This is a genomic window from Luteibacter sp. GL_149, assembly GCF_057834065.1.
Genome location: NZ_CM174395.1, coordinates 273,452 through 287,227, shown reverse-complemented (window position 1 = coordinate 287,227; position 13,776 = coordinate 273,452). Strand labels below are relative to the sequence as shown.

13 protein-coding genes are annotated in these 13,776 nt (G+C 65.0%); 11 read left to right on the top strand and 2 right to left on the bottom strand.

The features are described from left to right. Nucleotides 1-121 precede the first annotated feature (121 nt). From def to AC3IR3_RS01225, 6 genes are all read left to right on the top strand, one after another. Nucleotides 122-625, top strand: a complete 504-nt coding sequence (gene def / locus AC3IR3_RS01250) for a peptide deformylase (protein WP_489195253.1) — start codon at nt 122-124, stop codon at nt 623-625. 3 nt (nt 626-628) lie between these two features. Continuing rightward, the gene (gene fmt, locus AC3IR3_RS01245) at nt 629-1,573 is read left to right on the top strand and encodes a methionyl-tRNA formyltransferase (protein ID WP_489195252.1); all 945 of its coding nucleotides are present in this window, start codon (nt 629-631) and stop codon (nt 1,571-1,573) included. Beyond that, nucleotides 1,570-2,880 (top strand): 16S rRNA (cytosine(967)-C(5))-methyltransferase RsmB, encoded by a 1,311-nt coding sequence (gene rsmB, locus AC3IR3_RS01240; protein WP_489195251.1) that lies wholly within the window; start codon nt 1,570-1,572, stop codon nt 2,878-2,880. The genes fmt and rsmB overlap by 4 nt, the downstream gene beginning before the upstream one ends. A gap of 78 nt (nt 2,881-2,958) precedes the next feature. After that, nucleotides 2,959-4,677 carry an ArnT family glycosyltransferase gene (locus tag AC3IR3_RS01235; RefSeq protein ID WP_489195250.1) on the top strand — a complete coding sequence of 573 codons (1,719 nt, stop codon included), beginning with the start codon at nt 2,959-2,961 and terminating at the stop codon, nt 4,675-4,677. Nucleotides 4,678-4,800: 123 nt separating this feature from the next. After that, on the top strand, nt 4,801-6,075 hold the full coding sequence (locus AC3IR3_RS01230; protein ID WP_489195249.1) for an O-antigen ligase family protein: 1,275 nt from the start codon (nt 4,801-4,803) through the stop codon (nt 6,073-6,075). 1 nt (nt 6,076) lies between these two features. After that, nucleotides 6,077-7,075: a glycosyltransferase gene (locus AC3IR3_RS01225; RefSeq protein WP_489195248.1), complete on the top strand. Its 999-nt coding sequence runs from the start codon at nt 6,077-6,079 to the stop codon at nt 7,073-7,075. Here AC3IR3_RS01225 and AC3IR3_RS01220 read toward each other — a convergent pair. After that, the gene (locus tag AC3IR3_RS01220) at nt 7,058-7,900 is read right to left on the bottom strand and encodes a glycosyltransferase family 2 protein (protein ID WP_489195247.1); all 843 of its coding nucleotides are present in this window, start codon (nt 7,898-7,900) and stop codon (nt 7,058-7,060) included. The genes AC3IR3_RS01225 and AC3IR3_RS01220 overlap by 18 nt on opposite strands. A 75-nt stretch (nt 7,901-7,975) precedes the next feature. Here AC3IR3_RS01220 and AC3IR3_RS01215 point away from each other — a divergent pair, with 75 nt between their 5' ends. The 4 genes from AC3IR3_RS01215 (at nt 7,976) to AC3IR3_RS01200 (ending at nt 12,200) form a co-directional block, all read left to right on the top strand. Next, on the top strand, nt 7,976-8,791 hold the full coding sequence (locus AC3IR3_RS01215; protein WP_489195246.1) for a glycosyltransferase family 2 protein: 816 nt from the start codon (nt 7,976-7,978) through the stop codon (nt 8,789-8,791). Continuing rightward, entirely contained in the window at nt 8,788-9,819 is a 1,032-nt protein-coding gene (locus tag AC3IR3_RS01210) for a CDP-glycerol glycerophosphotransferase family protein (RefSeq protein ID WP_489195245.1), read from the top strand. Before AC3IR3_RS01215 ends, AC3IR3_RS01210 begins: the two co-directional genes overlap by 4 nt. 108 nt (nt 9,820-9,927) lie before the next feature. Continuing rightward, a complete protein-coding gene (locus AC3IR3_RS01205) occupies nt 9,928-11,877 on the top strand; it encodes an ArnT family glycosyltransferase (RefSeq protein WP_489195244.1) in 1,950 nt (649 codons plus the stop codon). Further along, nucleotides 11,874-12,200 carry a hypothetical protein gene (locus tag AC3IR3_RS01200; RefSeq protein ID WP_489195243.1) on the top strand — a complete coding sequence of 109 codons (327 nt, stop codon included), beginning with the start codon at nt 11,874-11,876 and terminating at the stop codon, nt 12,198-12,200. Before AC3IR3_RS01205 ends, AC3IR3_RS01200 begins: the two co-directional genes overlap by 4 nt. A gap of 50 nt (nt 12,201-12,250) precedes the next feature. On the opposite strand, the gene AC3IR3_RS01195 is transcribed toward AC3IR3_RS01200, so the two are convergent. Then, the gene (locus AC3IR3_RS01195) at nt 12,251-13,132 is read right to left on the bottom strand and encodes an LpxL/LpxP family acyltransferase (protein WP_489195242.1); all 882 of its coding nucleotides are present in this window, start codon (nt 13,130-13,132) and stop codon (nt 12,251-12,253) included. Between the two features lie 89 nt (nt 13,133-13,221). On the opposite strand from AC3IR3_RS01195, the gene dtd reads away from it, so the two are divergent. After that, nucleotides 13,222-13,662, top strand: coding sequence for a D-aminoacyl-tRNA deacylase (gene dtd, locus AC3IR3_RS01190; RefSeq protein WP_489195241.1), 441 nt, complete (start codon nt 13,222-13,224; stop codon nt 13,660-13,662). Nucleotides 13,663-13,776 lie beyond the last annotated feature (114 nt).

Here is a 13,776-nt window from a genome sequence, read left to right as displayed (position 1 = left end):
GACCGGCCGGCGTAGAATACGGGCCCATCCTACCGGGTAGCGGTGTTTGGATTTCGCCGATTTGCCCGCATTCTGGGCACACCGCAATCGCTCCCGGCCCGAGAAGAAAACAGGTGCCATCGTGTCCGTCCTTACGATCCTCGAATTCCCCGATCCCCGCCTGCGCACCGTCGCGGCGCCGGTGACCGTGTTCGACGACAAGCTGAAGCAGTTCGTCGACGACATGTACCAGACCATGTACGAGGCCAATGGCGTCGGCCTGGCCGCGACCCAGGTCGATGTCCACCAGCGTGTGCTGGTTGCCGACATGAGCGACGACCGCAACGAGCCGCTTGTACTGATCAATCCCGAAATCGTCGAGAAGGACGGCAGCCAGGTTTACCAGGAGGGCTGCCTGTCGTTCCCCGGCGTCTATGCCGACGTGACCCGCGCCCTCAGCGTGAAAGTCCGTGCGCAGGACGTCACGGGCAAGGAAATCGTCGTCGAGGCGGAAGGCCCCCTCGCCGTGTGCATCCAGCACGAGATGGACCATCTCGCGGGCAAGGTCTTCGTCGATTACCTCTCCCCGTTAAAGCGCGGCATGCTGCTCAAGCGGATGGAAAAACAGCGTCGGGCAAGCGCCTGACCGATGACCGACCGCCCTCTGCGCCTGGTATTCGCGGGCACGCCCGATTTCGCTGTCCCTTGTCTCGAAGCCTGCCGCGCCTCCGGCGCTGACGTCGTCGCGGTCTACACGCAACCCGACCGCCCCGCGGGCCGCGGGCGCAAACTGACCGCCAGCCCGGTCAAGGAAGCGGCGATCGCAGCGGGTATAGCGGTCGAACAACCCGAATCCTTCAAGGCCGAGACCGAGCGCGACACCCTCGCCGCCTATGCTCCCGATCTGATGGTGGTCGTAGCCTACGGTCTGATCCTGCCGCGCAAGGTACTCGCCATTCCGCGTCTGGGCTGCTGGAACGTGCACGCCTCGCTGCTGCCGCGCTGGCGCGGCGCGGCTCCGATTCAGCGGGCCATTCTCGCGGGCGACACCGAGTCGGGTGTCGACCTCATGCAGATGGAAGCCGGCCTGGATACCGGCCCCATGCTTGTCGAACGCCGCACGCCGATATCGGCGGACGACACCGGCGGTAGTCTGCACGACCGCCTCTCCGTACTGGGTGCCGATGCCCTGGCCGAGGGGCTGCGCCGGATCACGGCCGGCGAAACCCTGGTCGCCACGCCGCAGGCCGACACCGGCGTCGAATACGCGCACAAGCTCGACAAAGCCGAAGCGCTGCTCGACTTCGCGCGGCCGGCCATCGAACTGGAACGCAAGGTACGTGCCTTCGATCCCTGGCCCGTCGCCGAAGCCGAGGTCGCGGGCGAACGCCTGCGTATCTGGTCGGCCGTCGCCATCGCGGGCGAGCCCGGCGCCGTGCCGGGTTCGCTTCTCGCAGCCCGTCGCGACGGGCTGGATATCGCTTGTGCCGAAGGCGCACTGCGCCTGCTCGCCGTACAACGCGCGGGTGGAAGACGGATCGGTGTCGGCGACTATCTCAACGCGCGGCCGGAACTACGGCAGGCCTGTTCATGAGCACGATGTCGACCCGGGCGCTCGCGGCCGAAGCACTGGCCGACATCGCGCTTGCGGGTCACTCGTTGCGCGAGGTCGCCGACCGGGCGACCAGAAAACTTCCCGACTCCCGCGATCGTGCATTGCTGACGGCGCTGCTCAATGAAGGCGCGCGCTGGTGGCCTCGATACGACGCCGCGATCGACCGCCTACTGGACAAATCGCTGCGGCGTAACGAACCGGCGATCCATGCACTGCTCGTCCTGGGCTTGATCCAGATCGAGGTCCTGGAAATGCCGGGATACGCCGCCGTGGCCGCCACGGTCGAAGCCACACGCGAATTGCGCCGCCCGCGATTCGCGGGACTGGTCAATGCCGTGCTGCGTCGCTGGCAACGAGAGCGCGTATCGCTGATCGAAGCACTCGATGCGACACCGGCGACACGTCACGCCCATCCCGCATGGCTCGCAAAGACCATCGCCGGGGACTGGCCGGGCAGGGCCGACAGCGTGTTCGCCGCCAACAATCAGGAACCGCCGCTGATGTTGCGGGTGAACCGTCGACGCGCCACGCGCGAGACGGTGGCCGAAGCATTGCGGGCGGCGGGCCAGAACGTGACATTGCATCCATGGCTGGTCGACGGGCTCGTCCTGCCGCACAGCACCGACATTACCCGGCTGCCCGGCTTTCCCGAAGGTCACTTCGCGGTACAGGACGGCGCGGCGCAGGTGCCCGCCGACCTGCTCGACGTTGCCGACGGCCAACGTGTGCTGGACGCATGCGCCGCACCCGGCGGCAAAGCCTGCCACGTGCTGGAGCGCGCCGATATCTCGCTGATCGCCGTGGAATCGGAAGCGGGACGCGCACCACGCATCCAGCAGAATCTCGACCGCCTGGGCCTCGCCGCGACGATCGCCGTCGGCGATGCGGGCAACCCCGATAGCTGGTGGGACGGGCATCCTTTCGACCGGATCATGATCGACGCCCCGTGCTCCGCGACGGGCGTGATTCGCCGTCGGCCGGATGTACGCCTCCATCGTCGTGCTACCGATATCGACAACCTCGTCACACAGCAGAAGCGCATCCTCGAAGCGCTCTGGCCGCTGCTGGCCCCGGGTGGAAAGTTGCTGTACGTGACGTGTTCGCTGCTGCGAAGGGAGAACGAAGGCGTGGTGAGTGCTTTCATCGACTCCCACACCGATGTCGTCGCGGCACCGCTCTCGTTGCCCGTGGGACAGGCGGCCGGCATCGGCTGGCAGATCCTTCCCGGCGATGGCGATCTGGACGGTATGTATTACGCGCTCGTCGAGAAGCGCAGCACACCTTAAGGCTGTTCTCAGCTGTATTATTTCTACTGAAGCCCCACCATGCGCCGCACTAGCGGTAGCCGTCGAGCCAATCGAGATATGGACGCAGTACACGATTCGCAGGAGCGCCGCTATTTCTGGTTTCTGATGATTGCCGCATTCGTGGTGATCGGCGCAGGAATCGGATGGCGCGATCCCTGGCCCTCGGACGAACCGCGATTCACGCTGGTCGCGCGGCAGATGTTCGAAAGCGGGGACTGGCTGTTCCCTCGCCGCGGCATCGAGCTATACGCCGACAAGCCTCCGATGCTGATGTGGCTGGAAGCGGGCTTCTACGCCTTGCTGCGCAACTGGCGTGTGGCGTTTCTCCTGCCATCCCTGCTCGCGTCGGTCGGAACGATTGCCCTGGTCTACGATCTCGGCCGTCGCCTCTGGACCCGCCAGGCGGGTCTTTATGCGGGCGCCGCGCTGCTCATCACTTTCCAGTTCGCGTACCAGACCAAACGCGCGCAGATCGACCCGCTGGTGATGTTCTTCATCACCCTTGGCAATTACGGACTCCTTCGACATTTCCTGCGCGGCCCCGACTGGCGGGCGTTCTGGCTCGGCTGTTTTGCCGCGGGGCTCGGCGTCATCACCAAGGGCGTCGGCATCTTGTCGCTGTTCCTGTTCATTCCCTATGTCGTCGCTCTCGTCGCGCGCTTCGATGGCGTCACGCGGGTGCGTGGGCATGTCGGCCACTGGCTGCTGGGGCCGGTTGCGTTCCTGCTCGCCATCGCCTTATGGCTGGTGCCAATGCTGCTGACCGCGCAGGCCCATTCGAGCGATCCCGCGTATGCCGCCTATGTCAACGACATCCTGTTCCAGCAGACAGCGAAGCGGTACGCCCATTCCTGGGATCACGGCCAGAGCGTCTTTTATTTCCTGCCCGTCATCATCGGCACGTGGCTACCGCTGTCCCTTACCTACTTCGGTACCTTCCCGCGCTGGTGGGCGAAGCTGAAAGCCCGCGACGCCCGATACCTCCTGCCCCTGGGCTGGATCGTGCTCGTACTTATTTTCTTCAGCATTCCCCACGGCAAGCGGGACGTCTATGTGATGCCGGCGCTACCCATGCTGGCCCTGGTCACCGCGCCGCTGCTCGACGAACTCCTCGGCAAACCGTGGTTGCGACGCCTGGGGCTGGCAACGCTGACGGTCATCGGCGCCGCCCTCGTCGCCGGCGGCGTGCTGGCTCTCACGACCCATCCGAAATTCGCCGTGAACTTCATCGAGCAGCGCGGCCTGGAACAGGGCGATACGTCGATCTGGTGGATGGCGATCACGATCGGTGTCATTCAGCTTGCCCTTGTCGCGACGATGCGCATGAAACGCGCCGTTACCGCGGTCGTGGCGGGCATGGTGTCGTTATGGCTGGTGTTCTCGCTATGGGGTTACCCGGCGCTCAACGCATCCAGTTCGTCGGTCGAAGTCATGCAGCGTACGCGTGAGCTGGTACCCCAGGGCGACCAGTTGGCCATGGCGGGATGGAAAGAGCAGAACATGCTGATGTACCCGGGCCACGCCACCGACTTTGGCTTCACGGTGCCCTGGAACGAACAGTTCGCCGCAGCGGCGGCATGGCTCCAGCAGGACCCGGATCGGCGCTGGGTATTCATCCAGGATGCCGTCATGGGAAACTGCGTCGACGTGGCAAAAGCCACATTCGTCGGTACGGCGAACCGTCGTGGGTGGTATCTCATCCGTGCCGGCTCACTCGTTCCGGGTTGCAAGCCCGGCGAGGATGTCAACGAAAACGGGTCCTCGAGCGATTCGTAACGAGTCGGGCTGGTTCAGGTTCGTGATGTACCATTCGGTCGGATAATGCACCAATCAAGCACCCGCCCGTCCCGGAGCCCCTCCAGGAGACGGGCAGTACGGCGACAGGACTGACCCGCTTCAATGACCGACACCACGCCGTCCAAAGACAACCGAGCCTCCTGGCGCAGCCTCGCCCTTAGTGCGCTGGTGGCCATCACACCGTTCAGCGTGGCGGTGCCCTCGAAAATGAAAGCGCTGTCCATGCTGGCGCTCCTCATCGTCGGGCTGGTCCTGCTTATCACCCGTACCGAAACGCGGCAGCGCTATCGCGTGGCCATCGCCATTGTGATCGTCTGCCTGCTGCGGTTCGCGCTTGCCGCGACCAACATCGCCTGGCACGGCCTTGGCTGGACCGAACTGGACCTTCCCGCCCAGACGCTGATGTTCCTGGGAATCGCCGGGGTCTTCACCGTCCCACTTAACTGGCGCTTCATCTGGTGCGGCTTTGCCGTTACCGCCATGGTGTTCGGCAGCGCCTGCATCGTGCAGCACTTCTTTTTGGGCGCCGACCGGGCATATGGCCTCAATGGCGGCCCATGGAGCGCCATCGAATTCACCATGATCACGCTGACGATGGTGCTCTTCAGCATCATTCAGTTGATGGCTCGCGAGCCGTCCATGCCGGAGCGCTGGCTCCACGGTGCCGCGATCGCCATCGGTCTTTACGGTGCCTTGCTGACCCAGAGTCGCGGCCCACTGCTGGCTTTCCTGCCGGCGCTGGCCATCGCGATGATCGTGACCGTGCGGCGAACGGGACGCCTGCGCCAGGCCATCGCCTTCGTCGTCATCCTCATCGCAGGGGCAAGCGTGGCCACGTTCAGCCTGCACCGCGAGCTCGTCGACCGCTTCGGTCAGGTACAAGGCGAAGTCGCCACATTCAGCCGGGACAATGCGCAGGGCCCGGTACGCGAGCGCCTCGAAATGTGGATTACTGCCTGGCAGGCGTTCGAGGAACATCCGGTGATGGGCGTCGGGCTGGATAAATTCGGCCAATATGCGCGCGATCAGATCGCCCAGGGCCAGGTCAGCCCCGTCATCGAGAAGTACGACCATCCGCATAACGAATACCTGGAAGCGGCCGCAACTGGCGGTGTTCCCAGCCTGATCGTCCTGCTTCTGCTGTTCGCCGTGCCCATCGTGTATTTCGCGCGACGGGTAAGCCAGCCCGACGAGCAACGCGCCCTCATCGCGACCGCGGGACTCGTCCTGGTCGTTACGTATTCGCTCTGCGCGTTGACCGACAACGTGTTCTACCGAGCCATGCCGCAGTCGGTTTTCCTGTTCCTTATGCTCGGCTTCACCCTGGCGACCGCCTATCCCGTCAGGCGTATCGATACGACCGCGCCGCCGGTCTGACATGGCTCGTATTCACCTGATCGCGTGGGACAACCAGCGCGGACTGAGCCACGACATCCGGGTGATGGCCGATGCGCTGGCCATTCTCGGTCACGACGTGCACATCAGCCGACTGGGCTCCAAACGGCGCGACGGAACGTGGACCCTGCACGCCCTGCGCCTGCGCCGGTGGCTGGGCTGGCTGTTCAGCGGCGGACGGCAACCGGCGAGGTTCGATATGAACCTGTCGCTGGAACACGTGCGACCTGCCAGCTTCGGACTGGCGCGCATCGACGTCCTCATGCCCAACCCCGAATGGATGTCGCTCCGCAGCCAGCGCTATCTGCCGCGGTTCGATGCGTTGCTGACCAAGACCGCCGAGGCCAGTCGCATCTTCTCGTCGCGAGGCCTGCGCACGCTGCATGTCGGATTTCGCAGTCGAGACTGCTACGACCCCGACGTCACGCGCACGCCGCTTGCGTTTCTGCACGTCGCCGGCGCCAGCGACCTGAAGGGTACGGCGCGCCTCATCGCGGTCTGGAAGCGTCACCCGGAATGGCCACGCCTGCGTGTACTGCGCGCGGGCGCCAGCGAGGAAGACGCGCAGACCGGATCCGCGAACATCGAGGTGGTGCGGACGTATCTGCCTGCCGACGAAGTGCGCCGTCTTCAGAACGAGTATGCGTTCCATATATGCCTGTCCGAAACCGAAGGCTGGGGCCACTACCTCGTCGAGGCCATGAGTTGCGCCGCCGTAGCGATCACCTGCGACGCGCCCCCCATGAATGAACTGGTCACCGCGGATCGGGGGCTGCTGGTCGCGGTCGGCGAGCCCCGGCCGTTCAACGCCGCGCTGGCCTATCCGTTCGACGAAGCTTCGCTGGAACGCACGATAGCGCGCGCCATCGCCATGCCGGACGACGAACGGGAACGACTGGGCGCGAATGCCCGGGCATGGTTCCTCGACAACGACGCCGGATTCACCGATCGCCTCGACCGCGCGTTACGCGATCTGCTCTGAGTTCCGCGGCCGGATATCGGCGGGCGGTTCGGAGAATTCCGCCAGATGCCGGTCCACGCCGTTGTCGCAACGGACGAGCTGCCGCTGGCGCGTATCTTCCAGAAACCGGTCGTTGGGATTGTCGACGACATTCTTGCGCGTGCGGTGATACAGATGAGTGGCCAGCGCGCTGAAACGCAGATCGCGGCGACGGATCCCGGCGTGGAAAGCGCGCGCCACCAGTTCGGTGTCTTCGCGCCCCCAACCCGTCATGCTCTCGTTGAAGCCATTCAGCCGAAGCAGGTCGTCGCGCCAGAAACCCATGTTGCAGCTTTTGATACCACGCGTTTTCTGCGAAGGCTTCGCGTACCAGCGCGCCAGCGCGGGTAGCCGCAACGTGTGCCGGCGGCGCTCGATGCCCGGGGTGAAGAACGAGGCGCGCACCGTGCCGTCCCCCAGCATGCGCCGGGTCAGGGTCTCGTCGCTGAGCACGCGGGAACCCTGCACATAGCAATCGGCCATGGCGAATGCCTCGTGGTCGGCGATGAAGTGCGGCTCGGCAACCATGTCGCCATCGAGCAGGATGATGTAGTCGCCGGTAGCCGCCGCGATGGCCCGGTTACGTGCGCGGCTCATACGGGCACCATCGTCGGGCTGCCAGAGATGGACCAGTCTTACCGGAAACCAGGCGGCCACACGGTGCATGACCTCGGCCGTAGCCTCGCCGGAACCGTCGTCGGTCACGATGACCTCGTCGGGCAGACGCGTCTGCCGGGCCAGCGACTCCAGCACGCGTTCCAGCGCGGCGGGCCAGTTATAGGTGAGGATCGCAACCGTGATACGCATAGCGAAAGTCTAACCGAATCGCCGGAAATACCCGCCACGAACCGGGCTCCGTGGCGATTCGGTTAGACTTTCACGATGGCGAACCTCCCCCTCTCCCTTGTGGTCATCACCTATAACGAGGCGCATACGATCGCCCGTTGCCTGGACAGCGTGCCTTTCGCCGCGGAGAAGATCGTCGTCGACAGCGGGAGTACCGACGACACCGTCGCGATCGCGATCGCCCATGGCGCCCGCGTGGTGCATCAGGACTGGCTTGGCTTTGGCCCCCAGCGCAACTTCGCCACCGGTCAGGCCAGCCACGACTGGCTGCTGGCACTGGATGCCGACGAGTTCCTTTCGCCCGAACTCGCCGCCGAACTCAGCCAGGCTTTGCCGGGCATCATGGCCAGTTCCGCGCCCGCCGCCTGGCTGCGCCGCCGGACCATCTACATGGGCCGCCCCATGCGCTGGTACCGCCCGGCCGTCGGCGAAAAGATGGCGCGTCTGTGGCATCGCGACCGTGCCCGCTGGACCGACGCGCGCGTACACGAGTCGCTGCGTTTCGAAGGCTCGGCGCCGACGCTTCGCGCGCCCTTCGACCACGTGAACAATCCCAGTCTGGCCGAGAAACAGCTCAAGGTCCTGCGCTACGCCGAACTGAAGTGCCGCGACTGGCTCGACAAGAACAAGCCCGTGCGCATGTGGCAAACCCCGTTCGTGTTCGCGCTGGCCTTCATCAAGGATTACATCTTCCGGCTAGCGTTCCTCGATGGCTGGCGCGGCTACGCTATCGCACAGACCGCCGCGAGCTACGCCGTTTACAAACGGATGCGCTACTACGAAATGCGCAACAACCCCCTGTCGCGCGATACCGCCGCGACAGCCCTCCATCGACACGGACTCGACCGTTGAAAAAGCACTATCTTCTCTACGGCTCCGAGCGCTACGCGCTGGCCATCCTGCGACCGCTACAGGAAGCGATCCGCGCGCGTGGCGACGAAGCGGCGTGGTTCTTCGACGGTCCGGGCGGCGAAGACCTGGTCTCGGGCGAAACCTGGCTGCGCACGACACAGGAGGTTCGCCGTTTCGACCCGATCGCCGTGGTGACCTCCAGCAACGCCGTGCCGCATTTTTTCCCCGGCGTGAAAGTCGAAACCTTCCATGGTTTCGATGCGGGTAAGCCGCGCCATATCTATATCCGCGGGTTCTTCGACCTGTACTGCACCACCGGCCCGAAAGACACCCGCGCGTTCGGCGAGATCGCCGCGCGCCTCGGCCACTTCGCCGTCAAGGAAACGGGCTGGCCCAAGCTCGATCCGTTCCTGAAGGACATCGGCGAAGGTCCGGTGCCCCCCGTGCGCCAGCCTCCGACGATCCTTTACCACTCGACGTTCTCGCCGTCGTGGAGCGCCGCGGAAACCCTTTACGACAAGGTGCGCGAACTGTCGCGCGACGGCCGCTATCGCTGGATCGTGACCTTCCATCCGAAGATGAACCCGGAAACGACGGCGAAGTACCGCGCACTGCAGAACGATCACCTGCGCTTCGCCGACGACGACAATATTCTGGATCTCTTCGGCCAGGTCGACATGATGTGCTCGGACACGTCCTCCGCGTTGAGCGAGTTCCTGCTCACCGGAAAACCGGTGGTCACGTTCAAGAACCGCCGGCCGGGTCCGCAGCTGATCGACATCGACGACGCTGCCGACTTCGAGCCGGCGATCGAGCGCGCGCTGTCGCGTCCGCCCGAACTGATGCGTGCGATCCGCGAATACGCCGACTCGATCCATCCCTACCGCGACGGCCGCTCAAGCGAGCGGGTGCTGGACGCCATCGACCAGTTCATCGCCGAAGGCGGTCGCAGCCGCAAGCGCAAACCCCTGAATCTTTGGCGCAAGCTGAAAATCCGGCGCCGGATCGGCTACTGGGGTCCGGCCTGACGGCCAGGCTCCACGCCAGCTCCACGCTCCGAGCTGTACGCAGGCGGTCAGCCGTACGGACCGTCATGCGTTTAGACTGACCCGACCAACGACCCGGTGAAGACAACCTTGCCTTCCAGCGCCTATACCCGTTCCGAACATCTTCGCGCCCTGTGGCCCTGGCTGCCTTTGTGGGGTGCGATGGCCTTGCTGGCCATCTTCTCGCATGGCCCGATGCCGATGTTCTCCACGCGAACCCTCGCCGTGGCATGGGAAATGTGGGCACACGGACACTGGCTGGTGCCTTACATCAACGGCCAGCCATACAGCGAGAAAGTCCCGCTGCTCTTCTGGATGATCCACGCCGGCTGGTTCGTTTTCGGCGTTACCGACGTGTGGCCGCGTTTTCTGGAGGTCCTGTTCGGGGGCATCCAGCTCGTGCTGGCCTCGGTACTCGCCTCGCGCCTGTTCCCCTCGCGCCCGTGGGTCGCCAAGGCGACTCCGTGGTTGTTGATGGGACTGACCTACGCGTTCCTGTTCGGCCAGCAGATCATGTACGAGGTGCTGCTTGCCGTCTGGGTATTGGGGGCCATCCTGTGCCTTACGCCCACGTCGCGGCGCGCCGAACCCCGCTGGTGGCTGTTCGGGCTGCTGGTCGGCGCGGGCCTTCTCACCAAAGGCCCGGTGATGCTGCTGCATGTGGTGTTCCCACTGCTGCTCGGGCCGCTCTGGAACGACTGGGCACGACGGAATCGTGCCCGCTGGTATGGATTCGGCCTCCTCGGCCTGTTGCTCGGCTTCGCCATCCTGCTTGCCTGGGCCATCCCGGCGGGTTTCGCCGGTGGCGACGAATACCGCCAGCGGCTGTTCTTCACCCAGACAGCCGGCCGCGTCGTCGATGGCGAGCACGCTCGCTCGCTGCAAAATCATGCACGCTCCGCATGGACTTACCTGGTCTGGCTGCCGCTCCTGCTGTTTCCCATCACCGGCTGGTTGCGCGCGCTGGTCGCCGTACCCCTCACACTGTTTCGCCGCCCCTGGGACCGGGCCGTCGTGCCGGCGCTCGTTATCGCCGCCGTGGCCGCATTCGCGCTGCTTGTCATTGGCAATCTCGACCTGAACGTGCCGGCCGGCATCCCGCAGTTGCTGGTCTGCCTGCTGATCGTCCCGTTGCTGGTGGCCATGCTCCGCCAGCCCCTCGAGCCCGGTCTCCGGCTGCTCGTCTGCTGGCTGCTGCCGACCCTGCTGGTGTTCTCGCTGATCACGGGCAAGCAGGGTTACTACGTGCTTCCGGAACTCGGCGGGGCCGTGATGCTGATCGCCGCCGCCATTGCGCATCTTCGCGAGCGCCATCTCAAGCTGGCGGCGCATTACGCACTCGGCACGTGGCCGCTCGCCCTGGGCGGGTTCTGCCTGGCGGCCTTCCTGTTCGCCATGCCGGCACTCGTGGCCTCCGGCCGGCTGACCAATGTCTGGATGGTCGACATGGCGCCTTACGCGCGCTTCTTCGCCGTGGTGTTCATCGTGCTTGGCGGCCTGCTGCTGCTTTCGGGACGCGGCGAAATGCGCCGGCTCGCTTTCGCGGGCCTGATCGGCACGCTCGCGGTCAATTCCCTGTGGACGCTGGGTGCGTGGCACAACTACGACTTCCAGCCGACCGCCCAATACCTCGGGCAGGCCGAAGCCGCAGGGCTCCCCATCGCCAATCTGGGACGCGGCTACAACGGCCAGTACCATTTCGCCGGGCGGCTCATGAATCCCATCGTCAGGCTCAACGAGGGAGCGGGTGCGCCTCCGGACGACGAGGATGACGACGACAATCCGGCGATCCACGATGGCGATACTCTCGACGAGTTCGCACGCAAACACCCCGATGGCGTGGTGATTTCCTATACCAGCAGCCTCACCCAGAACGATCTGCGTTATGCCCATCTCATCCAGCCGTCCTTCTCCAGCTGGCTGCTGATCTGGGACGCGCGCACCATCTCGGCGCTACGCGCCGGACGTATTCCGCCGGAACCGAAACTGCCGACCCTCATGTATCCGCGCGATTACTGGCGCTACAAGGTCGTCCGTTGAACGACGAACTCATCCAGCGGCTTCGCACACAGGTCGGCGGCGTCCGCGACGGGGCGCTGTTGCGGTTCTCCATCGGCAATGCCTTGCTGGGCGACGCGCGATACGTGGAAGCCGCTGCGGAGTTCCGCGAAGCCGTCGCCTTCGATGCCGACTATTCGGCGGCATGGAAGCTGCTGGGCAAAGCCCTGCTGGCTCTTGACGACGAAACTGGCGCCGGCGCCGCGTGGCGGTCGGGCATCGAAGCATCCGAACGCCGGGGCGACAAACAGGCCGGCAAGGAAATGACGGTCTTCCTCAACCGGCTGAGCCGTAACGCACCGTAGAAACGCTTCGTCCACTTGCAGGATTGCTCTTGAGCGCTCGTACAGACGAATTAGCGGTACGGGCTGGCGCGATCGTTCGCCGTGTATCGCTTGTAGTGCCACTGATATTGCGGGAATGCCCGCTCCACGCACGATTCCACACCACGATTGAGCGCGGCGCAGGCCACTTTCAGATCGGCATCGGCCACGCTGGCGGGCGCCGGAAGGATATGGATGCGGTAACCCGCCCCCTCCGGCAACCGCTCGGCGAAGCTGAAGAGCACCGTGGAACCCGTCCTCGCCGCAAGCCGGGGCAGCAATACGCCAGTCAAGGCATCCACGCCGAAGAACGGTGCGAACTCGCCCTCGCCCTCGCGCGGCTTCTGGTCGGGCAGGATGCCCACCGTGCCACCGGCGGCCAATCGTTTGTACAGCGTACGCACGCCGGCGCCCTCGGCGCGGACCTGCTCCGGAGCCAACGCGCCGCGGACTTTGCGCAGCAACGCCTCGATGGCCGCGATGCGCGGCGGACGGTAAAGAATCGCCATGGGCGTACGGCTGCACAGCCAGTAATTCAGCAGCTCCCAGCAGCCGAGGTGGGGCGCGGCGATGATCACGCCCTTGCCGGTCGCCAACGCCGCCTCGAAAAGTTCGCCGCCACGCACCTCGCGCACCAGTCCGAGGGCACGTTCCGCACCACCGCCCCAGATGCTGGCGATCTCGGTCAGGGATTTGCCGCTTTCTTCCATGGTCCGCGTCAGCAACGCCTTGCGGTCGTCCTCTGCAAGGTCCGGTTGCGTAAGCCGGAGGTTGACCTCGGTGTAATGCGCGGCACGCGTGCGACGGCGCAGGGAAAAACGCCCTATGGCCGCGCCGATGGCATGCACGGTACGCAGGGGCAGCAGGCTGACGAGCCGCAACAGGAGATAAACGAGATAGATATCCGGGCGCATGCCACAAGTTTAGGGCATGGACAGGTTCACCCCGTCCCCGCGGGCCAACCTTCCGTTAAGCTGTCGGCCACTCAGCCGTTACATCATCCATGATCGCACTTATCCAGCGGGCCGAATCCGCGCGAGTCGATGTCGATGGCCTCACCGTGGGTGCCATCGGAGCGGGCCTGCTTGCCCTTGTGGCCATCGAGCCCGGCGACGGAGAAGCCCAGTGCGCCCGCATGCTGGAACGTCTGCTGGGTTACCGGATCTTTTCGGACGACCAGGGCCGCATGAACCTCGGGCTGGCCGAAACCGGCGGTGGACTATTGCTGGTCAGCCAGTTCACCCTGGCCGCCGATACCCGGAAGGGCATGCGCCCCAGTTTCACCACGGCGGCGCCGCCCGAACACGGCAGGCGCTGGTTCGACCGGCTGGTCGACCTGGCTCGCGCAGCACACCCGGGGGTGGAAATCGGACAGTTCGGTGCCCATATGAAGGTTCACCTGGTCAACGATGGTCCCGTCACTTTCTGTCTGGAAGTGCGTTGAGCCACGCATGGCATCGAAGCCACCCTTTCCTCCCGCCTTCGCGGCGCGCTCCGACCGTACATGGCTGTCTGGCGCGATTCTTGCGTTGCCGCGTGGAGGCCGATCCACTTGAAA